The organism is Lysinibacillus fusiformis (assembly GCF_002845985.1).
In the GTDB taxonomy this organism is placed as follows: domain Bacteria; phylum Bacillota; class Bacilli; order Bacillales_A; family Planococcaceae; genus Lysinibacillus; species Lysinibacillus fusiformis_D.
Window position 1 is genome coordinate 132,888 of the sequence record NZ_PDFK01000009.1, and the last position, 25,507, is coordinate 158,394.

22 protein-coding genes, 1 tRNA gene, 1 pseudogene and 3 riboswitches are annotated in these 25,507 nt (G+C 37.5%); of the genes and pseudogenes, 8 read left to right on the forward strand and 16 right to left on the reverse strand.

Annotated elements, in window-relative coordinates; genetic code table 11:
• Positions 1-199: 199 nt before the first annotated feature.
• Together CRI88_RS20400 and CRI88_RS20405 are read right to left on the reverse strand one after the other, a co-directional pair.
• A complete protein-coding gene (locus tag CRI88_RS20400) occupies positions 200-1,150 on the reverse strand; it encodes a GGDEF domain-containing protein (RefSeq protein ID WP_058845218.1) in 951 nt (316 codons plus the stop codon).
• Positions 1,128-2,009, reverse strand: coding sequence for an EAL domain-containing protein (locus tag CRI88_RS20405; protein WP_101966983.1), 882 nt, complete (start codon positions 2,007-2,009; stop codon positions 1,128-1,130). The genes CRI88_RS20400 and CRI88_RS20405 overlap by 23 nt, the downstream gene beginning before the upstream one ends.
• A gap of 297 nt (positions 2,010-2,306) precedes the next feature.
• On the opposite strand from CRI88_RS20405, the gene CRI88_RS20410 reads away from it, so the two are divergent.
• From CRI88_RS20410 to CRI88_RS20425, 4 genes are all read left to right on the forward strand, one after another.
• A complete protein-coding gene (locus tag CRI88_RS20410) occupies positions 2,307-2,492 on the forward strand; it encodes a hypothetical protein (RefSeq protein ID WP_009373346.1) in 186 nt (61 codons plus the stop codon).
• Positions 2,482-3,900: an amidase gene (locus CRI88_RS20415; RefSeq protein WP_036121982.1), complete on the forward strand. Its 1,419-nt coding sequence runs from the start codon at positions 2,482-2,484 to the stop codon at positions 3,898-3,900. Before CRI88_RS20410 ends, CRI88_RS20415 begins: the two co-directional genes overlap by 11 nt.
• Before the next feature lie 160 nt (positions 3,901-4,060).
• Complete coding sequence (locus tag CRI88_RS20420; protein WP_089934934.1) at positions 4,061-5,221, forward strand: PucR family transcriptional regulator; 1,161 nt, start codon at positions 4,061-4,063, stop codon at positions 5,219-5,221.
• 103 nt (positions 5,222-5,324) lie between these two features.
• Positions 5,325-6,221 (forward strand): DMT family transporter, encoded by an 897-nt coding sequence (locus tag CRI88_RS20425; RefSeq protein ID WP_058845216.1) that lies wholly within the window; start codon positions 5,325-5,327, stop codon positions 6,219-6,221.
• A 25-nt stretch (positions 6,222-6,246) separates the two neighbouring features.
• Here CRI88_RS20425 and CRI88_RS20430 read toward each other — a convergent pair whose 3' ends face one another.
• Positions 6,247-6,831, reverse strand: coding sequence for a YitT family protein (locus tag CRI88_RS20430; RefSeq protein WP_058845215.1), 585 nt, complete (start codon positions 6,829-6,831; stop codon positions 6,247-6,249).
• A gap of 181 nt (positions 6,832-7,012) precedes the next feature.
• Between CRI88_RS20430 and CRI88_RS20435 the strand changes: the two genes are divergently transcribed.
• On the forward strand, positions 7,013-8,302 hold the full coding sequence (locus CRI88_RS20435) for a DUF2252 domain-containing protein (RefSeq protein ID WP_036121994.1): 1,290 nt from the start codon (positions 7,013-7,015) through the stop codon (positions 8,300-8,302).
• 50 nt (positions 8,303-8,352) lie between these two features.
• Here the strand turns inward: CRI88_RS20435 and CRI88_RS20440 are convergent, their stop codons facing one another.
• Entirely contained in the window at positions 8,353-8,874 is a 522-nt protein-coding gene (locus tag CRI88_RS20440; protein WP_004227692.1) for a DUF2179 domain-containing protein, read from the reverse strand.
• A 696-nt stretch (positions 8,875-9,570) separates the two neighbouring features.
• Between CRI88_RS20440 and CRI88_RS23055 the strand changes: the two are divergent.
• Positions 9,571-9,858 (forward strand): annotated as a pseudogene (locus tag CRI88_RS23055) (transposase); the annotation flags it as partial.
• 128 nt (positions 9,859-9,986) lie between these two features.
• Here the strand turns inward: CRI88_RS23055 and CRI88_RS20450 are convergent.
• From CRI88_RS20450 to CRI88_RS20485, 8 genes are all read right to left on the reverse strand, one after another.
• Complete coding sequence (locus tag CRI88_RS20450) at positions 9,987-10,355, reverse strand: hypothetical protein (protein ID WP_101966984.1); 369 nt, start codon at positions 10,353-10,355, stop codon at positions 9,987-9,989.
• Positions 10,356-10,838: 483 nt separating this feature from the next.
• Positions 10,839-12,137 (reverse strand): nucleobase:cation symporter-2 family protein, encoded by a 1,299-nt coding sequence (locus CRI88_RS20455; protein ID WP_036121997.1) that lies wholly within the window; start codon positions 12,135-12,137, stop codon positions 10,839-10,841.
• Positions 12,137-12,721 (reverse strand): xanthine phosphoribosyltransferase, encoded by a 585-nt coding sequence (locus tag CRI88_RS20460; RefSeq protein ID WP_101966985.1) that lies wholly within the window; start codon positions 12,719-12,721, stop codon positions 12,137-12,139. Before CRI88_RS20460 ends, CRI88_RS20455 begins: the two co-directional genes overlap by 1 nt.
• A gap of 134 nt (positions 12,722-12,855) precedes the next feature.
• Positions 12,856-12,957, reverse strand: a riboswitch (purine riboswitch).
• 164 nt (positions 12,958-13,121) lie between these two features.
• Entirely contained in the window at positions 13,122-14,945 is a 1,824-nt protein-coding gene (locus tag CRI88_RS20465) for an APC family permease (protein ID WP_058845211.1), read from the reverse strand.
• A gap of 118 nt (positions 14,946-15,063) precedes the next feature.
• Positions 15,064-15,214: riboswitch (cyclic di-AMP (ydaO/yuaA leader) on the reverse strand.
• A gap of 192 nt (positions 15,215-15,406) precedes the next feature.
• Positions 15,407-15,931: a PepSY domain-containing protein gene (locus CRI88_RS20470; protein ID WP_089934929.1), complete on the reverse strand. Its 525-nt coding sequence runs from the start codon at positions 15,929-15,931 to the stop codon at positions 15,407-15,409.
• 91 nt (positions 15,932-16,022) lie between these two features.
• Positions 16,023-16,694, reverse strand: coding sequence for a PepSY domain-containing protein (locus CRI88_RS20475; RefSeq protein ID WP_089934927.1), 672 nt, complete (start codon positions 16,692-16,694; stop codon positions 16,023-16,025).
• Positions 16,691-17,986 (reverse strand): sensor histidine kinase, encoded by a 1,296-nt coding sequence (locus tag CRI88_RS20480; RefSeq protein ID WP_089934925.1) that lies wholly within the window; start codon positions 17,984-17,986, stop codon positions 16,691-16,693. The genes CRI88_RS20475 and CRI88_RS20480 overlap by 4 nt, the downstream gene beginning before the upstream one ends.
• Positions 17,976-18,671, reverse strand: a complete 696-nt coding sequence (locus CRI88_RS20485) for a response regulator transcription factor (RefSeq protein ID WP_089934923.1) — start codon at positions 18,669-18,671, stop codon at positions 17,976-17,978. The genes CRI88_RS20480 and CRI88_RS20485 overlap by 11 nt, the downstream gene beginning before the upstream one ends.
• A 208-nt stretch (positions 18,672-18,879) precedes the next feature.
• Here CRI88_RS20485 and CRI88_RS20490 point away from each other — a divergent pair, with 208 nt between their 5' ends.
• The gene (locus CRI88_RS20490; protein WP_036122019.1) at positions 18,880-20,145 is read left to right on the forward strand and encodes an Nramp family divalent metal transporter; all 1,266 of its coding nucleotides are present in this window, start codon (positions 18,880-18,882) and stop codon (positions 20,143-20,145) included.
• Between the two features lie 194 nt (positions 20,146-20,339).
• On the opposite strand, the gene CRI88_RS20495 is transcribed toward CRI88_RS20490, so the two are convergent.
• Positions 20,340-21,803 carry an amino acid permease gene (locus CRI88_RS20495; protein ID WP_036122023.1) on the reverse strand — a complete coding sequence of 488 codons (1,464 nt, stop codon included), beginning with the start codon at positions 21,801-21,803 and terminating at the stop codon, positions 20,340-20,342.
• A gap of 82 nt (positions 21,804-21,885) precedes the next feature.
• Positions 21,886-22,062, reverse strand: a riboswitch (Lysine riboswitch).
• Positions 22,063-22,238: 176 nt separating this feature from the next.
• Here CRI88_RS20495 and CRI88_RS20500 point away from each other — a divergent pair.
• Positions 22,239-23,447, forward strand: coding sequence for a CynX/NimT family MFS transporter (locus CRI88_RS20500; protein WP_058845206.1), 1,209 nt, complete (start codon positions 22,239-22,241; stop codon positions 23,445-23,447).
• Positions 23,448-23,513: 66 nt separating this feature from the next.
• Here CRI88_RS20500 and CRI88_RS20505 read toward each other — a convergent pair whose 3' ends face one another.
• The 3 genes from CRI88_RS20505 to CRI88_RS20515 all read right to left on the reverse strand — a co-directional run bounded on the left by CRI88_RS20505 (position 23,514) and on the right by CRI88_RS20515 (position 25,506).
• A complete protein-coding gene (locus tag CRI88_RS20505) occupies positions 23,514-24,044 on the reverse strand; it encodes a hypothetical protein (RefSeq protein WP_058845205.1) in 531 nt (176 codons plus the stop codon).
• Between the two features lie 25 nt (positions 24,045-24,069).
• Positions 24,070-25,116 carry a nitric oxide synthase oxygenase gene (locus CRI88_RS20510; RefSeq protein ID WP_058845204.1) on the reverse strand — a complete coding sequence of 349 codons (1,047 nt, stop codon included), beginning with the start codon at positions 25,114-25,116 and terminating at the stop codon, positions 24,070-24,072.
• A 318-nt stretch (positions 25,117-25,434) separates the two neighbouring features.
• Positions 25,435-25,506, reverse strand: a tRNA-Glu gene (locus CRI88_RS20515).
• Position 25,507 lies beyond the last annotated feature (1 nt).

A 25,507-nucleotide genomic window follows, 5' to 3' on the forward strand; every position in this document is an offset into this window, starting at 1 on the left:
ATTTTTAAGTCCAATATTTTGGGTGCAGCTCATAGCGTCACAGATGAGACCCTGGAGCGAGCGTAAGTGAGTGAAGCGGCTCATCGGACGCCCCCTGGAAAGGGCGCTGGAGGAACGGAAATCAACCTCTCACCTTGCAAATTTGCTTTTTCTGCCGTTGACATGATCTTTTTTCAACAACATGAAAAACCTACATCGTTTAATGAACGAAGTAGGTTTTTTGTTCGTTGATAAGGTAACAGCTGCCTGCAATTTTTTTACACTGCTTTTTCACGTGTGTGACCGCATTGGATAATTGTTCGACGGAGTTAAAATACTGATATTCATTCGTAATAACGGCAATGGATAAGGATGTACATGTTAGAGTACCTAGCTCACCCGCTCTATTAGCTACCTGCACATACACTAAATCCTCTAGCTCATAAAAGCTTAAAATATTGGCATCAAAGTCATCTATGATCTTCTGACAAATCTTTTCTATTTCATAATGCGGAAGGATGGCAACAAAATCGTCGCCACCAATATGTCCTAAAAAATCTTCCGCCCCACAGATATATCTTTTTAGTATATCTGTTAAATAACGTAAAATTTTATCTCCTTTATTAAAGCCATATGTGTCATTGTAGGATTTAAAATGATCTAAATCAAAATAGATCAAACTATAGTGTGCTAGCTGTAATGCTTCCTCTAGCTTTTCATCGATTAATGTATTTCCTGGAAGACTACTTAACGGATTTAAAAAACTGGCGATAGCTACTTGTGTATCAACAAGCTTTAACAGTAACTCACGAATGCTAACCATTCCGTCATATAAGTCATTTTTCGTCACAATGATATCATCATATAAGTCTTCAGGAGGTCTAGACATCGCTAGTGTACTAACCTCAGTGATTGGAGTATAGCGATCTACTATTAAAGGATTTTCTTTAATGATAAGTTGATTTTGCCGTCCCATAAATAAATGATAGCCATATTGAGTACCTATTTTTTGATAGAAATGTGTGCGTGTAATATGTCCAATTGGTTTTTCATCCCGAACGACAACAATACTACGCAATGAAGGATTACTTGTAAAAAGTACATCTACTTCTTTATTTTTCACAAATTCATCAATACATGGAACCTTTTCAATGACTTCCCCTATCTTCATTGTCACCCACCCTTATTTTCCCCAATTGTATTTCCTTTGCGGGCTTTCCTATTGCATAACCTTGTGCATAGTGAATGCCAATATGATGCAGATACGCCAGCTCTTCTTGTCGCTCAATCCCTTCAGCAATCATTTTAGTGTTAGCTTGCTCGGCATACTTCATTAATAAGGTAACGAGTTGTTGCTGTTCGCTGTTTTGATCGATAAATTGAATTAAGGAACGGTCTAATTTAATGAATTCTGGCTTTAAATAAATGAGCGTTTTTAAACTATTATAGCCTGAGCCTACATCGTCCACTGCTATGCGATAGCCCTGTGATCGATAATGTGATAATACACGCTCAAACTCTACAAAATCTATCACGACACTACGCTCAGTTAATTCAAACACGACTTGCTGCGGTTTAATGCCAAGTTCCTTTAGCAATTGCAGTGTTTCTCCACAATGATAATTTTTATCTACTAATACATTTGGATGTATATTAAGAAAGACTAAGAAGCTTTTATTCGCCAAATCGTTAGGCATACGTTCCTTAAATCGTTGTAAGGAAAGATTTCGACAAAAACATTCAAATAAAAATACACAATCTGTTTGTCCAACAAACTCATAAAACTGGTCGACACTATTAAATAATGCTGAGGAAACTGGACGGTTTAATGCTTCAAATCCCATCGTTTGTTTTGACTGTAAATCTACAATAGGTTGAAAATATGTATGTAAATCGTTATGCTGAATAATTTGTTTCAATGCTTTTAAACGTTTCATATATAACGTATTGCTTTGATGTTGCCCATATAAATATTTAACAAAAGAAAATATATTACTAGTTTTTATATTTTGCCCCACAGCAGACTCCATTCTTGCACCTCTTCAATTGGTTATTATGGTTCATTGTACGCTTTGATTGTAAATAGACTGTGAATCGTATGTAAAAAGAGCAAGCACACACACTAGACTTTGACCGTTTATTAGCGTAGTAAATATTTCATAATATTAAATATATTACAAATAATTTATTTGATATAAATTATTGTTAGTGTATGATTGTAATAATAGGTTTATATTACCTATTATAATATTTTGCGTTTTTACCCTATCGATCTTAATAGGGAAACCTATTTAGATATAAAAATTATTCAAGGGAGGATCCTGTTAATGAGCTTGTCTATTCAACAATTATTGGAGAACAAAGGAATTACACCGAAACCTGAACACCTTGAACTATTAAAAACACGCTGGGAGGGCATGCAGTCACTTCGTAGCAATTTAGAAGGTATTGCGATTGATGATGCAGATATCGCGGTACGTAGTATTCCTGGAGGTGATCATATTGACAACTGATTTACATTTAAAATCCGTTGAAGAGTTGGCACCCTTACTTGCATCGAAGACACTATCTCCCGTGGAATTAACGAAGGCGATTTTAGATTTTGCTGAGGAAAGTCAGCCTAAAATTAATTCCTATATGGCCTTTTACAGGGAAGAAGCTTTAGCAAAGGCAAAAGAAGTGGAACAGGAAATTCTCCAAGGCCACTATAAAGGCATGTATCACGGGATTCCGATGGCCTTAAAAGATAACTTGTATTTCAAAGATAAGATAACAACGATGTCCTCAAAAATTCATAAGGACTTCGTTTCTGATTATGATGCGACAGTGGTTGAAAAACTTCGTGACGCTGGTGTAATTTTCACTGGAAAACTAAGCATGCATGAATATGCTTGGGGAATTACCAATAACAATCCTCATTACGGACCTGTTCGCAACCCATGGGATTTAGATAAAATCCCTGGCGGTTCTAGCGGCGGCTCTGGGGCGGCTGTTGCAGCAGGGGCCAGTGTTGCTTCATTAGGAACGGATACAGCTGGTTCCATTCGAATTCCATCCTCTGCTTGTGGCATTGTTGGTTTAAAACCTACACACGGTCGTGTAAGTAAATATGGTTGTTACCCACTCGCTTGGAGTTTAGACCATATTGGCCCAATGACAAAGACAGTAAAGGATGCAGCAGGCTTGCTTGAAGTCATTTCTGGCTTTGATCATCGAGACCCTACTTGCATTGACGTTCCAACAGACAACTACGTGCAGCAGCTTTCTGGCAATATCAAGGATTTAGTGATTGGTATCAATGAAGAATACTTCTTTAAAAATGTGGATGCTGATATAGAAAAAGCTGTTCGAGCAAGTATTCAAAACTTAGTAGATCAAGGTGCGAAAGTGGAAGTAGTGCGAATTCCTTCATTACAATATGCAGAATGGGCAGAGCTTGTGACGTCCCTTTCGGAGGCGGCAGCTATACACCATTCCGATTTACAAGAGAGACCACAAGATTTTGGTGACGATATACGCCTACTCTTTGAGCTCGGTGAATTGCCTTCTGCAGTCGATTACTTACAGGCACAACAGGTACGTCGTCAAATCAAACAGGAGTTTACAGAGATTTTTAATAAGGTAGATGTGCTTATTACCCCTACTCTACCTGTTGTGGCTAATACAATTGGTGATGATTTCGCAGAGTTAAATGGTCAAAAAGTGGATTTAATTGATAATATTATTCGCTTTACAGGCCCTAGCAACTTAACAGGCTTACCTGCCCTTTCCGTTCCTTGTGGCTTTAAAGGGAATTTACCAATAGGGCTACAAATTATTGGCCCTGCCTTTAAAGAAGGACGCATTTTAAATGTAGGGTATGCCGTTGAGCAAACGAATCCACTGAGAAATAGAAAGCCAAATATTTTTGCTAACATTTAAACGATAAGTACTGAAATCTGCTCACTTCACGGTTTACCGCTGAATGAGCAGATTTTTTTGTGGTGGATATCCATTTGCATGAATACAAATGGTTTTTTATGAACAAGTAAATTTATAATAGAAGTTAGTACCTTACTACAAGAAAGGCAATGGTCCGTTTATGAATGTAGAAAATTTTTTACAATTACCCATTACAAAGAATTTCACTGTTGTCGCTGGCCACAACGGTTTGCATAAAGCTGTTCAAAATGTAGAGATTTTAGACTTTGAATTTTCACCAGACATACCCCATGTGCGAGATACAATTTTCACACCCAACAGCGTTGTATTAAGTAGTTTATTATTTGCCAAACAAAAGCCTGAGTATTTATTAAATGCAGTAAAAAATCTAGTGGAGCTCGGGGCGAGTGCCTTAGCTTATAAGCCTGTTATTTTCAGAGATTTACCTGAAGAGGTTTTGACTTATGCAGAGGAACAAGATTTTCCTATTTTAAGATTTGGTGGAGATGAGTTTTTTGAGAAGATTATTTTAGAAACAATGGCCTACGCTAAAACACAGGATTATTCATTCTTTTTAGAAACGATCTTACGGAGATTAATGGAGGAAGATATTACACAAGAGCAAATCAAATCCATTTTACAGCAGCTCAATAGACCCTTTGAAAAATATGTTTTTGTAGCAACTTTACGAGCAAGTGACACATCTCACCATAACTGGATGCATGCTATTTTTTCGTTAGAGCCACTACTTAAATCAGGTCTGATTTGTTCCTATAAGCAGAGCCTTTTTATCATCATGACACATCCATCCCAGCTGTTTCAATTTGACAAGGTGTTACATGAATGGTTAGCATTATATGCCATCCCAACGGAAAAGATCACTTTTGGCTATAGCAGTAGCTACGATACTCAAACTGGCTTTCCTACTGCTTTACGCGAAGCCTTCTTTGCTAGTATATTAGCTGAGATTGACATGCTGCCTAGCCTTCATTATAAGCATCTCGCATCGGATCGTTTATTAATTGAGTTGTATCGTAAAGATCCTATATTTGCAATGGATTATGTTACTTCTTTTTTAGCTCCTTTACTTGATGATAAGGCTGATCCCGATTTAATGGAAACTGCCATAACCTATATCGTAAAAAAAGGAAATATTAAGGAAGTTGCCGTAGCACAATTTTGTCATCCAAATACAATTCGCTATCGTATGGCTAAAATACGTCATTTAGTAGCACCGACAGATAATGATTATGTTTTTTATGAACACTTAGCTGCAGCCGTTAAATTGTACTTATTACATAGCAAGGTAGGTTTTGAGTAATCGCTTTGGAATAAGTACAAAAAAACGCCTGAATATTTAGAAATAAAATCAAATTCTTTTCCTCACTCCTATGCTATTCTATTGAAGTCAGGAGGAAGAAAACATGAAAACTTACATAGCTGATGGCATGCTATTGATTACTGCAATCGTGTGGGGTAGTGGATTTGTTATAACGGCTATTGCCTTAGAATATTTAACAGCTTATCAAGTGATGGCTGGTAGATTTTTATTAGCTTCCATTATATTATTGGTTTTATTTGGTTCTCGATTAAAAAAAGCTTCGAAATCTGTTATTTGGAAGGGAGCTTTATTAGGTACAATTCTGTATATAGCATTCGCCCTTCAAACCGTTGGACTCCAATATACAACACCGTCTAAAAATGCCTTTTTAACCGCAGTGAATGTTATTATTGTTCCTTTAATAGCCTATGCGGTTTATAAACGCCGCATTGACGGCTATGAAATCATTGGTTCTCTAATTGCGATCGCAGGAATCGGCTTTTTATCACTACAAGGCTCATTAACAATGAATGTTGGGGATGCACTTTCTCTAGCATGTGCCGTTGCTTTTGCCTTTGATATCTTTTATACTAATCTTTTTGTTCAAAAAGAAGATGCCATTGCTCTTACCATTATTCAATTTCTGACGGCATCCTTTATAGGTGTTCTAGTCGTCATTAGCCAAGGGGATATCCCGACATCACTCGAAAAAGAAGCAATCTATTCGATTATTTACCTAGGTATTTTTTCTACGACAATTGCTTACCTCTTCCAAAATGTAGCCAATCAATATACAACTGCTACTAAAGCTGCGATTATCCTATCGACTGAATCCTTTTTCGGTATGGTGTTATCCGTCATCTTTTTGCATGAAATCTTAACAAGTCGCATGGTCGTAGGTGCAGTACTTATTTTACTAGCTATACTCATTGCAGAGATCAAACCAGCACATCCTAAAAAGAAGCTAATGAAAACACTTGATAATCAGACGCCAAAATAGTTTCAGTTTTATACTGGGACTATTTTTACGTTCCTGATACTCGACTTCGACTAGTAATAACGCTTGTCGTAATGCCTACTACCAATACGGTAATAATGGATAATAGGAAGGTCGATGTGGATAGTAGGAAGCCTCCTATAACAATAACAATGGAGTCAATAAAAAATATTAATATTCCAACATTAATACCTGTCTTGTCACAGATAAATTGAGCGATTAAGTCTGTCCCCCCTGTGCTTGTCTGAAAACGCAGCATCAGACCAATGCCGAAGCCAACAAGTATACCTCCCAAAATGGCACTGTAAAGCGCATCCATTTGGACAAGATTTCGCACAGGCTTTAACAAATCAATAATTACGGAAGATGCTATTAAGCCGTGTATACTATTGTAAAAATAGGCTCTATATTTAAACCAAGCAATAATAAAAATAGGAATACTAATAATAATGATCATTAAACCGATTTTGAGCTTATATAGATAATGTAATATAAGCGCTAACCCTACTACTCCCCCATCTAAAATTTCATATGGCGTTAAAAATAAATTAATTCCTAACGACAATGAAATACTTCCTACTATAATGACAAGACCTTTTGTAAAGAAATACATATAACCCCCCTCCGTGATTAAGCATGTCTTATAGTATGAAAATAGGTTATCGAACATGTTATGAAATACCCTTAGATGTATAACCATTTTTATCGAGAACATTTGCTAAATTTCTTCGAAACCTATTCAATTATTTTTCGTATATACAGGTAAATTTTGATTTAACAAAGGGGATTATTGTATGGAGCATGCTTTATTGGAACAAGTTAAACATACTAGAACTTTTTTAAGACAAGAACAATTAGAAACAATCTTTGAAGAATTTGATGTTCAACGAATGAGTTTAACAGAGGGACAGCGCTTGGAAAAATACCGTAAAATGCTTGAAAGCCCATTTCGCTTTTTCCGTGGAAGTGCCTATCTATTTTATTTTGATATGACAAAATCCGCCTCAATCTTCCATACTCCTGATAGAAAACCAACTTGGATTCAAGGTGATATGCATATGGATAACTTCGGTGCTTTTCAAAATGAGGCAGGCGAGATTGTTTTTGATGTTAATGATTTCGATGAGGGCTATGTCGGCTCTTATTTATACGATATTATTCGCATGAGCGTCAGTATTGCGCTCTATTTAGAAGAACAAGGCTTACATAAGACAACTCAGGAAACGGCTATTCAGTATTTTCTCCGTAGCTACATAGATCAGCTAAAACGATTCCAGCGTAAGCAGGATAATCCTTTAACCTTGATGTTCACAAAGGACAATACAAAGGGACCAGCAAAGAGATTATTGAAAAAGCTTGATAAACGCCAGCGATCTCATTTTTTACAGGATATTTCGTATGTAAATGAGGATGGTCAGCGTGCCTTCTTATGGAATGAAGAAATTCAACCTGTTACTAGTGAAGAATACAGCGCCATTTCAAACGCACTATCTACATATAAAATTAGGGACATAGCTTATAAGTATGGCTCTGGTACAGCTTCTATCGGTTTAAAACGTTACTATATTTTAGTGGAAGACGAAAAAGGTGCGTCAGGAGTCGAGGATTTAGTGTTAGAAATGAAAGAGGTACGTACAGCAATTCCTGCCTACTTCCTCCCTTATCAGGAACTATTTTGGGCTCATTATGAGCATCAGGGAGCACGTGTAGTCGGAACTCAAAAAGCTATGCACCATTTAGAGGACCCACATTTAGCCTTTATCACGATGAATGGACAGGAATTTTATATTCGTGAACGTTCTCCTTATAAAAAGAAGATTAAGCCTAAAAACTATAAGGATGTAGAGGATTACTTTACTACAACATCACTTATGGGGAAAATTGCTGCTAAAATACATGCACGAGCTGATATCGATTATTCTCATGTTTTTACCTATCACAGCGAGGAGGAGATTTTAAAAGCGATCGGCAAAGAGCGTGATGTATTTATAGAGCATACAATTTTACAAGCCATGAGCTACAAGGAAATTGTCTACACAGACTTTAGTTTATTTAAAGACTGGGTAGAAACAAAATTTAATTAACATCCTAAAAAAGGGACCTCGGCATTTAGCAGAGGTCCTTCCTTATTAAATTATTTTTGCTTAGCCTTCATACGAGCAAGCAAAAAGCCGCCCTTAAATGATTTAGGCTCATACGAGATAATAAAGGCATTCGGCTCAAATTGCTCTACTATTTGAAAGAGCTCCCCTTCACGATTTCTCTTCGTTAAAATTTCATATTTATAGCGATTACTATCTCGCCCTTCTCCGATATAAATCGTGACTGCAAACCCTTCGTTACGAAGAAATTTCACAAGCTCTTCATTCTTATTTTGCGTATTAATGGTTGTATAAACATAGCCTATCGCTAGCTTACGTTCTATTTTTGCTCCTAAAAATATACCTAATCCAAATCCAACTGCATAGACAACCATAGATAACATGCTTTGCTTCCCACTAAAAACGAGTGAAAGGCCAAATACATACACTAACATCTCCAGCATACCAAATATCGCAGCAAGGAACGTGATATTCTTTACCAAAAATATTGTTCGCAATGTTAAAAAAGGTACATAAACTAATTGAAGAATTAATATTAAAACGATACTTTGCATTTGTACTAGACCTTTCTCAGAGTAGTTATATATAAGTGTATGTTGAAAGAGAGAATTACATTCTATTAAAAACCATCCTCATTTTTAAATTCCCCTTATAACCTAATTTTAAACATTGCAGATGGCATTGCTTTAAAAGTGCTCTTCTAAACTAATTGCGCGATATAATACTACCTAAGTATTGCTTATGAGATATGTTAATCGCACTTAGACACAAATTTATATATTTTTGGAAAGTGGTTCTTGTTTGACCAATGGTATGAAACAGATTCGAAAGAAAAAATCATTTTAAAGTGAGTAAAATAATTAATAATGATGATTATATGTAAACAAGGGAAAGTAGTGCTATTGATACAAGTATCAATAAAAATAAATTTAGCGTATTTCCATATTATCTTGAAGTAAGTACTAGACTGCTAAAAGGATTTTTTATTTAATTGTAAAAAACAATGTTCAGAAATGATAGGAAATGGAGGGTGAAAATCTCGACTCTCGCCAGCTCCATAATCCATTAGCATGAAATGTCACATTTTTATAGCTTAATTTTCGAAAATAGGATGTTATTACTTCAGGTCACTCACAATATTATGAATACGATCAAAAAGAGACTGGGACATAACCCAACATCAGAAACGTCTAGAATTGGAATATCCATCTGTACGGAATATTGTACATGCTTTCAACGTACGTTCATGAGAAGACTGTTTAGGATGTTCATTCCGTTCATCTTGTACAAAAGCAAAGGAAGGCACCAATTAGAAAATCATGGTGAATGAAAAATGGAAACAGCAAAAAGAATATGTTAGAGTCAAGCTTTCGGAAGAGAAAACGAGTGCCATCTATCGAAAACGCAAAGTCGATGCGGACCCAGTTTTTGGATTCTTAAAGGCTAATTTGAGTTCCATTCGGTTTTTAATACGAGGAAAATCGAAGGTTGAAAACGAAATACGTTTAGCATTAATGGCAGTTCGGAAATATATTGCCATTAATCAAGAAATGAGGTAAAGAAAATCAAAAAACTTAGTCAAATAAGTAAAAAGGGAAATCGAACAACATCGATTTCCCTTTTATCTTGAATATCAGCTAGTTTTGTCCCAGCCTCTTACTAAAAACTAATCAAGATATCTTGATAGCATACCAGAATACCAGACTTTCCAATAGTCACCATTTACGCCACCGTGTTCAATGGTTGTGGTTTCTTTGCTTAGTGTTCCTCCGTATTTATTTCCATTATTTAGTTGTTTATACACAAATTTTGTTTTAGGAGTATCTGCTGCCATCTGATACTGGCTTTTAGGATACAGCTCAAAAACTCTTTCATATATTTGATTACTAAAAGTAGTAATAGGAAGATCTATGCTAATCACTGTATTCCCTTGATGTGGTAAATTAGTTTCAATAGGTTCTTCTGCATTTGCATTGGCAACAATCCCTAAAGACAATCCTACTGTTGTTGCACCTAATATAAGTTTTTTTAACATGTAAATTAATACCTCCATTTTCATAATATGTATTACAAATATTATTATAATCCATTTTACATAAATGGTAAATATTACTTTTTTCCCAATTTTCACAATTAATTCATATATCAAATTAATCCAATTACAAAAAGTTAAATTTCTTCCGAATACGTCTGATGTCAATTTTGCGACTACTATTTCATTTCTTTAGTTATTTTATATTCAAGAGCTCTAACCATTGAACAAAAAATATATAGTGCTCATCATAAGTTATGAAGTATACTTTTCTAACTTCTTTCCCCTTTTTGGCAGAATAAAAATAAGAAAAAACTTAATAACCTGAATTTCAATTTAGCTTGTTCTTCTAAAGAATAATCTTTTACGCATACAAAAAAGCCACCTACTTTCAACTAAATTAATAGCCAAAAGATAGGCGACTTTACAACGTTCTTTTCATCAAAACATGTGGGGTATTTAGATGAAAGTTATTTAATTTTCCCTTTATACTTCACCATGCATCGGGTCTTGCTTATGCTTCGGCCCAATCATATTGAATAAAATATTAAGGATAATCGCTGTGACAGAACCACAGACGATACCGTTTGATGTTAAAATAGAAACTTTTTCTGGTAGTGCATCAAAAATGCCAGGAACCACTGATACACCAACCCCTAAGCTTACTGCAATAGCAGCAATCATCGCATTTTCTGCTGATTCGTTCATAACTGGTACAAGCATCCCCATACCTTGTGTAATGACCATACCGAACATCGCAAGCATGGCAGCACCTAGTACAGACGTTGGAATAATCGTTGTTAATGCAGCGATTTTTGGTAGGAAGCCAAGTGCTACTAGTAAACCACCTGTGATATAAATGACTTTACGGTCCTTAACGCCTGACATACGTGTTAGTCCCACGTTTTGTGAGAATGTTGTGTAAGGGAAGGCATTGAAAATACCACCGATTACTGAAGCTAGACCTTCTGAACGATAGCCGCGAGCTAAATCCTTTGAATCTAATTTTTTATTACAAATATCACTTAGTGCAAAATAGACACCAGATGACTCTACTAAAGATACCATTGCTACAAGTGTCATGGTGATAATTGCCGTTACATCAAATGTTGGCATGCCAAAGTAGAAAGGTTGTACCATGTGAAATACATTAGCATCCGCTACTGGCGTGAAATCCACTTTGTCCATGAATGCACCTAAAACGGTACCTACTACTAATCCAATCAGAATAGAAATCGCACGAACAAAACCTGTAGAAAAACGATACACGATTAAAATAATGATTAATGTAATAAACGCTAATGCCACATTAGAAGCAGAAGCAAAATCCTCAGCACCTTGTCCACCTGCCATATTGTTTAAAGCTACTGGTAATAAGGAAATACCGATAATCGAAACAACGGATCCAGTTACTACTGGAGGGAAGAATTTCACAAGCTTGCCGAAGAAGCCCGCAATAATCATTACAATTACACCAGAGGCAATAATAGAACCATAAATATCTGTAATACCTTGCTCTGGATTGGTGCCGATCGCAATAATTGGACTTACTGCTGTGAATGTACAGCCAAGTACTACAGGTAAGCCAATCCCGATGAATTTACCTGAATATACCTGTAAAAGTGTTGCAATCCCGCACATCATAATATCAATTGCTACTAAATACGTCATTTGTGTTGAATCAAAGCCAATTGCTCCACCAATAATCAGTGGCACTAAAATGGCTCCAGCATACATCGCAAGTAAATGTTGAATCGCTAGCGCAGTTGATTTAAAGGTATTCATTACGAGCGAGCCTCCGTAGCAAATGTTACATTGCCATCTTCAAGAGAGTCTACAATCGCTAATGACTCAACGCGAACTCCCTGCTCACGCAATAATTTTCCACCATCTTGGAAGCCCTTTTCAATAACGATGCCCACACCCACAACATGCGCACCAGCTTGTGCAGCAATATCTAGTAAGCCTTTGACAGCTTCACCATTTGCTAAGAAATCATCAACAATTAAAATATTATCGTCCTCATTTAAGAAATTACGTGATACAGAGATCTCATTTGTTTCATTTTTTGTAAACGAATGTACCTTTGATGAATAAAGGTTATCTGAAAGTGTTAACGATTTGCGTTTACGAGCAAACACGACAGGCGCGCCAATTTCTAACCCTAACATAACAGATGGTGCAATACCTGAAGATTCTATTGTTAAAATCTTTGTAATCACTTGATCAGAGAAACGGTTTGCGAATTCATGACCAATTTCCTTCATTAACATTGGATCAATTTGATGGTTTAAAAATGAATCAACTTTTAATACGGATGAAGATAATACTTTACCCTCTTGCATAATTTTGTCTTGTAATAACTTCATTTCTTTTATATCCTTCTTTCTTTCAGAGTAATAAAAAACGCTAAATACCTTGTTTCCATTCAGCTACGAGTGGAGCAAAGCATTCAGCGTAAAAACGTCGAAACGAATAGAAAACATCATTATAATTGAAGTTCTCTAAAAGCATTGCTACCCATAGTCGATTTATTTACGGTAAATCGGTAGAAACTTGCGAGCCCTATTCTCGCTATTATATGAGTGGATTTGTATGAAACTATCAGAATATCCAATTTATCACTTTATTCGGCAAGAACCTATAACTTTTACGAAATAAAGTTTGATTTTTCGGAATTTAATGGTATTTCGCAACTTTTCAATTGCAAACGTTCGTGTTTTCAATCAACGTACTGATTATAACAGACTATTTTCTAGCTTGCTAGCATTATTTTGATAAATGAAAAGGGACTGTCATAATGACGACATTTCTGTGAAATAACAGTGTCGTACGAATGAGTAGACTCGATTGGTTGTGTAGCATATGATGCCACCCTTTTTTCGGTAGAAATTGAGGAATCACAACCGTCACTTTATGATTTGTTTTAGTACAATGGTGCTCTACTTTATCAATAAATTTCATCAATGGCTGTGTAATGCTACGATATGGTGAATAGTAAGTCACTAACCGTACATCAGGTTGCCATGCGTTCCACTTCTCTTCAAAAGCTTTTGCTTCTGCTTGATCGAAAGCTACATAAAAGGCGATCACTTTATCCACCTTAAGTGATTTAGCATAATGAAGAGAGTTTTCAACTACCTTTGTTATACCAGCGACTGGCACAATGAACACATTTCCCTCAATAGTAGTCAGCTCCTCCTGATTCAATCTCAATTGTTCTCCAACGGCTTGATAATGGTGCTTAATCCGATGAAATACAAAAATAATGATTGGTAAAAAGACGAACACTGGCCATACTTGGGGCATTTTTGTCACAAAGAACATCATAGCTACAATGAAAGAGATCGCTGCTCCAATTGTATTGATAGAAAATTTTGCTACCCAACCTTTAGGTTTTTCGCGCCACCATTTTCGCATCATTCCCGTTTGCGCTAATGTAAACGGAATAAATACCCCAACTGCATATAGCGGAATTAAATGCTCTGTGGCTCCATCAAAAAGAATAATTAAGACAATGGCCGCAACACCTAGCATCATGATGCCATTTGAATAACCAAGACGATCTCCACGAATTTGGAATATTCTTGGGATAAAACCATCCTTCGATAAATTTACAGCAAGCAATGGAAAGGCTGAATACCCTGTGTTTGCGGCAAGTACTAAAATCATTGCCGTAGTCCCCTGTACAATATAATAAAGGAAATTCCGACCAACACTAGCTTCTGCCAGTTGGGAAACTACTGTTGCCTCTGCCGTTGGGGCAATCCCATAAAAATAAGCTAAACTTACAATACCAATAAATAAAACAGCTAAAATGGCGCCCATCGCTAAAAGTGTTTTTGCTGCATTATTAGGAGCAGGATTTCTAAAATTAGGAATAGCATTAGAAATAGCTTCTACCCCGGTTAACGCTGAGCTACCTGAGGCAAATGCCTTTAATAAAATAAATAAGCTAATCCCTGCCACTGGTGTACCAACCTTTGGATGCAGCTCTGCTGGCACCTGACCAGTTGTAACCTGATAGAGCCCAATCCCAATTAACAAGAGCATAACGCCTACAAATAGATAGACTGGGTATGCCAAGATAGAGGCTGACTCTGTTACACCTCGTAGGTTTAAAATTGTTAAGAAAATCACAAAAACGATAGCAATGGGTACATTGTATGGATGAAGGCTTGGAAATGCCGATGTAATAGCATCTGTACCTGCTGAAACACTAACTGCTACTGTTAAAATATAATCAACAAGCAAAGAGCCTCCAGCTACAAGACCTGCATTCACTCCTAAATTTTCTCGCGATACTACATAAGCGCCACCACCATGTGGATAAGCAAAAATAACCTGACGATAAGATAAAATCAGTGCCACAAGCAGAACGACCACTCCAACGGCAATCGGTAAAGAATACCAAAGGGCAAGTGTGCCCACTGTCATAAGAACAATTAAAATTTGTTCTGGTCCATAGGCTACTGAAGACAAAGCATCGGACGATAAGATTGCCAATGCCTTTGCTTTACTAAGCTTTTGTTCCCCTAACTCATCGGATCTTAATGGTTTGCCGATTACATAACGTTTGAATGAGGATTTCATTGATAAACACCTTCTAGTTTCATAGAATGTGTTTCGCCTCTCTAAATAACATCAAAAAACGTCTACAAGTCATCACTAAATAAGACTTGTAGACGTTCATCCGTCTGCCAAGCTCCACTTTTCTGCTCTTAACGCTTACGAGGTTAGCTGTCGGATTCGGGCCTGAGTAGCCCTACCCCTCCAAATGGAAGAGATTCACCCCAAGAATGGCTTATGCCATACATCAAAATTGGTTCCCCCGCGTTTAGTTGCTTCAGCGATTTAGAAATTTGAAACTTTTATAATGATGTCATATTACGCCTGCTGATTGAAAAAGTAAAGAAGAAAATTTTTCATTTTCACGAGTGAAAAACATAGACTTTTTTCGAGCATATGTTAATACTCGTCATTGCTGCCAATACTCTCGCTACAACAAAAAACTGTCTTAAAAGTATGCTCTACTTTTAAGACAGCTCGCTCTTTTAGTCTTCCATATCTTGTTCAAAATCAACAATGTTCCCTGTCATTGCATCCACATCTACTTCATATTCATACTGACCATCTTTCAATTCTATTTCATATAAGCCATCATCCAGCTTAATTTTTGTCACGGTACCTTTTGCTTTCGTTAAGGCTGTTTCGATAGCCTGTTCTTTTGTAATAATTTTCGCTGTTGGCGTGCTAACAGAAATGTAATTATCCCAATCATCGTCATCTCGACGCTCTTTTTTCTGCTTCAGTAATTTTCCCGTATAAGCATCAAATTTTAAATCATATTCCGCTGTCTCGGTATGCACCTCTACTTCGTAAATAGAGCGAAATTGATTTTGATCAAATTCGATATCCGCAACAGTCCCATCAACTATTGCTAATGCTTTCTTCTCAATCTGCTGCATTGTTAATACCTTATTTTCTTGCGCATTTCCTGATAATAAAGTTGTCGAGCCAATTGCTGCTCCAACCCCAAGAGTAACTACCAATGCTGGAATCATAATTATTTTTTTCATATTCATCTCTCCTTTGTTTTATCTATTCTTAGCTTAGCAAGCGAAGATGATAGAACTATAAGAGGAACATTAGAATTTCATGAGAAGTGATTTATTGTTCGTCATCCCATGTAACAGACAGAACCTTTCCTGAAACGGCATGAATTTGAAAAGTGGCTTCGTCATCCTGTGTTTCAATTTCAACTAAATAGTAACCACCCTCTGAGGTTTCTTCAAAATCGACTGAATCCACCTCTCCCTTCAATTGCTCCAGTGCTATTTGAACAGCTTGCTGCTCAGTAATAATAGGCCCTTCTACAGATTGTTCTTGTGGCTCCACCATTTTCTCCGATAATACTTCACCGGAATAGCCATCAAGTGTGATTTCTTTTTGCTTGCTATCTTTTTTAACTCGCACTGTATAAATGGAATCTGTTAACATAACACTTTCTACATCTCCATATTCCTGTTTAACCATCTGCCTGATTTGCTTTTCTGTTAACAGTAATTTACTTTGTCCTTCTTTTATTTTTAAATCAGTCACCTGTTGTGTCGTAGCATCGAGCACAGCTCCATACTTGATATGATCTCGCGTAAAGAGCATTTCATAGGTTTTTCCTTGTTTCTTCACCTGAGTAACATGACCTTTATAGATTGTTTCAACATGGCGAATGGCCTCCGCTTCGCTAAGAGGCTCGACTTGAAAATAACGCGTTTGAATAAACCAAAACGTTCCGCTACCGAGAAGGACAATCACAACAATCATCAACAGCCACTTTCTCATTGTTGTCCCTCCTTTGGTATACATAAGGTAAAGCTTGACCCTTCTCCAATTGTACTTTTTACATCCATCATTATCCCCAATTGTTCTGCAAGCCCATGCGCTATGGCAAGTCCTAGCCCAGAACCACCTGTCTTACGGTTACGATCTCCTGTTACACGATAAAATCGCTCAAACAAATGTGGAATATGCTCCGCTGGAATACCAATACCAAAATCTTGGATGGTAATGCATACATGATTAGCTGTTTCTGTTGCGAGAATATGCACTTCATCCTCACTATATTTCCTAGCGTTATCCAGCAAAATAAAGAGTAGTTGCTTTAATATTTTTTCATCACTATAAACAAAACTTGGCTTCTTCACATCAACTATAAATGCTCGATGATACGCATGCTGCATTTGGGAAGCCACTTTATTCAAGAACGGCGCAAGCTCTAGCTGTTCAAAATGAATGTCCAGATGCTCATTATTTTTAGCTAGTTCTAGCAATTGCAGCACCATTTCATGCATGCGTGATGATTCATTGGCAATAGCTAGTAATGATTCCTGTGCAACTTCCCGATTGTCAAAACCTCTTCTGAGCAGTAATTTTGTATAGCTTTCAATAACCGTAATGGGTGTCTTCAATTCATGGGAAGCATTCGATACAAATTCTTCTTGCTTTCGATAATGCTGTTCAAGCTTTTCCATCATCATATTAAAAGTACGGTTAATGTTTGTTAACTCATCCCCACCTTTTACTGGTATATCCATTTTTTCATATTTTCCTGTCGATGCACTTTTTCGCATAGTCTCATTTAAACGTTCTAGCGGTAATAAAATAAGTCGCCCAAGTACTAGGCTTGCTAAGAAAATAGGAATCGTTGCAATAACAGATACAATAATCAATATAACCTTTAGCAAACTTAATGTCCGTTCCACTTCTTCCATGGATTGCTGTAATGTGATATCCACAACCGTTCCGTCTATCCAAATAGCAGGCATTGTATAGGTAATGGAAGGGCCTTCTGGCATGTCAAGGGTAGCCTGAACCTTTGTTTTTAAACGCTCTCCATCATAAATGTAGACGGCACCATCTGTCGGCATATAGGCTCTTAATACTTGCTGTAGGTTAGTTTGAGCATTTAACTGACTGAATGTGGAGCTTAAATCATTGGCACGTGTTTGAAGCTGATGATATTCCGTATCATAGGCAGATTTCTCATACAATAAATAAATTCCACTGTTTGTGGCCACTAATATTACTAGCATCAGCAATGTTGTAAGTAGATGAATTTTTGTTTTAAGTCTCATCACGATGTTCCTTCAACACATAGCCAACTCCACGAACTGTTTGGATAATAGGCGTTGCATTAGCAGCTTCAAGCTTTTGTCGTACATAGCGAATATAGACATCCACAACATTTGTATCCCCATAATAGTCATAGCCCCATACAGCCTCTAGTAGCTGTTCCCTAGTCAGTACTTGTTTAGGATGCTTTAGTAAATAGAACAATAAATCATATTCACGAGGTGTCAGTTGAATATCTTTATTAAAATATACGACCTCTCTTGTTTGCTCGTTTATCGATAAGTGTCCAAATGCAAGGGCAACTTGTTTTGAACTAGCCTTTTGTGAAAATCGTAAAGCATTGCGAATACGCGCCAGCAATTCTTCAATTTCAAACGGCTTTGTCACATAATCATTGGCTCCTAAATCCAATCCTTTTACTTTATCCTCCACCTCACTTTTGGCAGTAAGCATAATAACAGGTGTCTGGGATTCCGTTGCACGAATCCGCTTTAGCACATCAATGCCACTCATCTCAGGCAGCATGACATCAAGTAGGATCAAATCCCATGGCTGTTCACGGTAACGAAGCAAACCATCTGTCCCTGTATGAGCCATTTCCGCCTCAAAGCCTTCAAATTGAAGCTCAAGCTGTAGCACTCTCGCAATATTTTCTTCATCTTCTATAATTAAAATTCGATTGGTCATGTCGAATCCGTCCTTCATCTTTTCTTTTCATCGTAAACGATGCTGGTGGTGAAAGTCTAATTAGAAAATGATGAGAATGGCACATACTTATAGAAACTTAAAGCAAACCACTTCACTTTTTTGATTCCTAGCGTTAGAATACTAATATCTTATTTTCCTATAGGAAACTTTATTTCGTTAATGATACTTTTTGAAACGAGGGAACAATATGGTTTACAAACGAGTCACAAAATCGTCTGCCGAGGCGGTTTTAGATGGAGATATAAAAGGTTGGCGACGCTTTTTACCATTTTTAGGACCTGCATTTATTGCAGCCGTCGCCTATATCGATCCTGGTAATTTTGCTACAAATATTACAGCAGGCTCTCAATATGGCTACCTGCTACTTTGGGTTATAGCCTTTTCTAATTTAATGGCCGTGTTAATTCAATCCTTATCTGCCAAGCTTGGAATTGCGACAGGTAAAAACTTGCCTGAAGTAGCACGCGAGCATTTTTCTAAAAAAACATCCATCTTTTTATGGATACAGGCTGAATTGGTCATCATTGCTACAGATCTCGCTGAATTTATTGGTGCAGCATTAGGGCTTTACTTGCTCTTCAATATCCCTATGCTGCCCGCAGCATTAATTACGGCAGTTGGTTCATTTGCTATTTTAGAACTTCAAAGAAGAGGATTTAGAGCCTTTGAAGCTGGTATTTCGGGCATGGTGTTAATTGTTGTCTTAGCATTTGCCTTCCAAACATTTTTAGCACAGCCAGAATGGGGCGATGTAGCGATTGGCATGTTCACGCCACAGTTTGAAGGTGTAGATTCACTATTATTAGCAACAGGTATTTTAGGAGCAACTGTCATGCCTCATGCTATTTACTTACATTCATCGTTAACGCAAAATCGTATTGTTGGTCGGAATGAAAATGAAAAAAAACGTATTTTCCGTTTTGAATTTATCGATATTATCATTGCTATGATTATTGCCGGGGCGATTAATATGAGCATGCTGATCATTGCTGCAGCAGTCTTCCACACACAAGGCGTGGTTGTAGAAGATTTAGATGTTGCCTACAATGGCTTAAAAGATGCGCTCGGCCCCATGGCTGCTATTTCATTTGGTCTTGGTTTACTTATTGCCGGGCTAGCTAGCTCCTCTGTCGGGACGTTAGCAGGTGATGTAGTCATGCAAGGATTCATTCAAAGAAAAATACCACTTTATTTACGTAGAGCGATTACTATGGTGCCGCCTCTAGTCATTATTGCATCAGGCGTGAATGCAACCTATGCGCTCGTTCTAAGTCAGGTCGTTTTATCTTTCGGTATTGCATTTGCTCTTGTCCCTCTTGTGATGTTTACAAGCAAACGAAACATCATGGGCAGTTTAGTCAATCACCGTATTACAACGTTTTTAGGTTGGTTTGTTGTTGTTATCGTTGTGACATTGAATATTTACTTACTGTGGGAAACAATATTTGGATAATAAAAAGCCAGGTACTCGAGATGAACTGCCCCGTAAAAGTTTGATTTCTAACTATTACGGGGCAGTTCAAGAATGGGTACCTGTTTTTTATTTGATTAGACATCGACTTTCGAATGGCTAGTTAACGACGATTAAGACATAAAAAGCTGTCCCATAAACCAATCATTCATTAGTTTACAGAACAGCCCTACTATTTAATCTTCCACTTTTAAATCACATTCTTGAAGTGAAAGCATTTTTGTTTTGTGCTTGATTTTGTAGCCAAACCATAACAGTAAAAATAGTGGGATTCCAACATAAGAAACTAATATCCCATACCAATCAATTTGGTCTCCCGTAAAGGCCGTGTAATTTTGCCCAATGACCACAATCATACAAACAGTAAAGGCAAATAGTGGTCCAAACGGGTACAATTTTGCTCTATAAGGTAATAGCTTTGGATCTAGGCCCTGTGCCTCAAATGCACGACGGAAGCGATAATGACTAAAGGCAATGCCGAGCCATGCAATAAAACCAGACATACCAGAGGCGTTTAATAGCCAAATATAAACAACGCCATCACCAAAGAAAGACGCTAAAAAAGCTAAGCAACCTACAGCTAATGTTGCCATCAATGCATAAATTGGTATTCCTCGACGACTTAGCTTTGTGAAGAACTTAGGCGCATGTCCATCCACTGCTAATTGCCATAGCATACGTGATGATGCATAAAGCCCTGAATTTCCAGCTGACAGCATAGCCGTTAAAATAATGGCATTCATTAACGAAGCTGCAAAGGCAATACCTAAGCGGTCAAACACTAATGTAAACGGTGATACTGCGATATCTTCTGATAATAAGCGTTCATCTGTAAATGGAATCAACATTCCGATTGCACCAATTGCTAAAATATAAAACAAAAGAATACGCCAGAATACGGATTTAACAGCCTTTGGAATATTTTTTCCTGGATCGTCTGTTTCACCTGCTGTAATCCCAAGTAACTCTGTTCCTTGGAATGAAAATCCGGCTGCTAGGAAAATTCCAAATGTAGCTAGGAAGCCACCGTGAAATGGTCCATCACTAATAAAGAAATTAGTAAAGCCTACAGGCGCCTGTCCACCTAAAATACCAAAAATCATTAATAAACTGATAATAATAAAAACAATGACTGTCACTACTTTAATCATCGCAAACCAATATTCACTTTCTCCATAGCTCTTTACAGAAAGTAAATTAAATGACAGTACAACAGCAATAAATAATACTGTCCAAAGGGCTGATGAACTATCAGGGAACCAATATTTCATAATTAAGGATACTGCCGCAATTTCTGCTGCAATAGTGATTGCCCAGTTATACCAATAGTTCCAGCCTAATGCAAAGCCTAGTGCTGGATCTACAAATTTTGTTGCATACGTACTAAATGAACCGGATGATGGCATATAGGCAGCCATTTCCCCTAAGCTTGTCATTAAAAAGTACACCATAATACCGATTAGGGCGTAGGCAAGCAATGCACCACCAGGTCCAGCTTGTGCAATGGCACCACCACTGGCTAAAAATAGTCCCGTACCAATTGTACCGCCTAAAGAAATCATTGTGATATGACGGCTTTTCAATTCTTTTTTCAGCTTTGGCGCTTTATGTCCGAGCTGATTTACTTTTATTTCACTCACGATATAGCTTCCTTCCTATTTACGAGGCAAAAAAATGCCATCACATATACACTGTGATGGCTAAGTTAATCCTCAGTTTTTCCTAAATGATAGCTCAACACGTTGTGCAAACGTGACAGTTCTGTTCCTTTCGGAGACAGCCCCAGCATGAGGTTTTCAAGTCCCCTCACACTTCGGCAATATTCCCTTTCAGCTAATCTCATCAATGCTTGTCATTTCCATTAGCATACTTATAAATATCGCGACCTCTACCTCAATACAAACATGAGGCATATAATTATTAAATTTATGATGCTTATTATATTAGCATAAGACCTTTGACATTTCAATATAACAATAAATGTTCTGTATTTTGTGAATCTTCTACTATTTTTATTAGTTTGTTAAAGTGTTATAGTAGTTCAATTAGAACGGTTACGAACAGGGGGATTTATTTTGACTACAAATGATCATTCCGCTAGTTTTCCGAGTAAAAAAATTAGCTGGAGGGGAACAACCTTACTTTTAGTCTTCGGAGTTATCTTTATAGCCTCTACATTAAGAATGCCACTAACTGTTGTTGGCCCTATTATATCATTTATCCGTGACGATCTTGGTATTTCTAATGTACTTGCAGGCTTTCTAACAACGATTCCATTGCTCGCTTTTGCTACCATCTCACCATTTGCGCCCGTTGTAGCACGCAAACTAGGGCTTGAGCTAACACTATTTTTATCCACTATTTTATTAGCCTTGGGGATTGTTCTACGTTCCCTTGGTACAACGGGGTTACTTGTATTTGGTACTGTACTCATCGGCATAGCCATATCATTTGGAAATGTGCTGATTCCAGGATTATTAAAATTAAAATTTCCATACCATGTTGGTTTATTAATGGCATTTTTCACTATGTCGATGAACTTAACGGCTGGGCTTGGCGCAGGTATTAGCTATCCTATAGCCAATTCATCATTTGGCTGGCAAGGAGCGCTGTCCATTGCACTTGTACTAGTGGTCGTAACGATTTTAATTTGGATACCTCAATTGAAATCAAATAAACCTGAGCCAGCCACTACCTCTAAAATGACGAGTACACCCTTATGGAAGTCACCTGTTACTTGGGCTGTCACAGGTGCAATGGGATTACAGTCTTTATTATTTTATACGACTGCTGCTTGGATTCCCGAAATCTACATCGCCCAGGGATTGGCTCCTGACAAAGCTGGTTGGATGTTTTCTATCATGCAATTTTCACAAGTACCAATGGCATTGGCTGTGCCTATCATTGCAAGTAAAATGGCTTCTCAAAGACCTCTTGTAGTGATGTTTACATTCTTCTATTTAATAGGCTTTACTGGAGTTGTCATGGAGTGGACAAGTCTTGGGGTACTGTGGATGATTCTTTTAGGTTTAGCAGGAGGTTCTTCATTTGCCTTAGCGATGATGTTCTTTACACTTCGTACACGCACGGCATTTGAAGCAGCAGATTTATCAGGCTTTGCACAATCATTAGGTTATTTATTTGCCGCCATTGGCCCTATTCTTTTTGGCTACTTACATGATTTATTTGGTGGCTGGAATATTGCTGGTTGGCTCTTTGTAGCTGTGGCGACCATTCTTTTCTTTTGCTCAATGAGAGCTTCTAAAGACGAATATGTCCATTAAAATAAAGCAGATGGGATAACTGCTCATATTTCCCATCTGCTTTACTTCTATATAGGTATAGACGTTTTATTTGTCCAATTGCTGTAGTAAGGTTAGCAGTTCAGTAAGACGGTCCGCTGTTTCTTTGTTGTGAGCTATAACTGCTGCAAAAATAGGAACAGCCTCTTGTAAGAGTATATAACTAAAATAATAATAGCTTACAAAAGCTTTCTGCTCATAACCCTTTGGCGTTTCCTCCTCCCATTCCAGCTCATCATTCTCTTCGTGATCCATCCATAAATATTTGACATCTAACAGCTCCTGCATAGTTTGAACTGAATAGGATGGGTCTAGATAATCTTCAGAAATTGCATGTGCCACAGCTAAATAAAGCTCTACTTCTTGTACAGAGACATCCCCCGTATTTTTGCTAGCAAGCTTTTTTAGAAGGACAAGCAAAGCCCATGGTGTGACCTGCCATAGTGTACCTTGATGCTCCACTAACTCAGCTAGCTCTATATATTGCTCCTGTTCAATCAGTTGAGGGATAGCCGTTCCTCTTCCATAAGGTGTCGTCAATTGTAACCACGGGATACTCGGAATTTGCTCATTCAACATAGCGTTTCGTCCTCTCCACAATCAGTTAATAGCATGGTTTTTGATAAAAATAATTGGGTGTATGATAAATATTGACATACGGCTTATGGAAAATATGAGTCGTTGCGGGCGAAAGTGGTGGGATTAGCCATGTCCAGTTGCCTGTAACGTCTCGTCCTGCTGATTCCTCTGCTTCTTCAAACAATTTAAACTGCTGAGCAGCTGTATGATGATCGACAATGCTCACGCCTTGTTCTTTGAAAGAATGAAGGACAGCAATATTAAGCTCCACTAATGCACGATCACGCCAAAGTGAAGCTTGCTTGGTTGTATCAAGATTAAAAACCCCCGCAATAGCTGGTAGCATATTATAACGGTCATGATCTGCTAAATTACGTGCACCGATTTCTGTCCCCATATACCAGCCATTAAAGGGTGCGGCTTGAAAATCAATGCCTGCCATTTGAAAACGCATACTTGAAATAATGGGTACAGCATACCATTTCATTCCTAATTTCTCTACATCCACTGACTCTGGATGACGAATTGGCACCTCTAAAATATATTCTACAGGAATTGTAAACAGCTGCGGAGCTCGCTCATCTACTTGTATAACAAGAGGTAACACATCGAATGGTGTCCTCTCACTTTTCCAACCTAACGATTCACATACTTTAGTAAAAACAATAGAATGTGCATCACCAATAACGCCAGCTTCCGTTTCATAGCCTGCATAACGAATTAGCTGATGATTCCATATACGCACTCTGTTCGAAGCAAATACTGTTATTGTTGGACGGATTTTTCCACTATTTGTTGCATAATCGATATGCTCCAGTAGTTTTTGAAAAATATCCTGTTCATCTAAAACGGCACGTGCATCTACTACATGCAATGATTGCCAAAACAGACGACCAATACATTTGTTACTATTACGCCACGCCACCCGTGCACCAAAAGCTAGCTCCTCTGTTGTTGGGTCGTACTCACCTGCATTCTTAATCTGTTGTAATCTATTCGCTAACCAACGCTCTGATTCATCTTGTTCTGTCTGATATAAACTTAAAAATTGCTGGATCTCCTGTATATTCATTTCGATTCCTCCACTTATCCTCATATTAGAGGAACAAAACGACAAGCACCACGAAAATAGCTATAAAAAAACATACATATTGCATATATGAAATAGTTTGTTCAAATTTATAATGAATCGAATCATGATTAGAAGATATTGTGAATGAAGAAGGAAAAGAGGTGGGCGACATCTTATAGAAAGGAGAAACAAAATATTAGTCATGTAAAAAAGCTACTGAACCATTGATAGCGGATTCGTAGCTTTCACTCTTTACTAATGTATCATTTATTGATAAAAGAAAAAGCATGTAACACAATATTTGTGCTACATGCTTGATGACCCGTACGGGATTCGAACCCGTGTTACCGCCGTGAAAGGGCGGTGTCTTAACCACTTGACCAACGGGCCG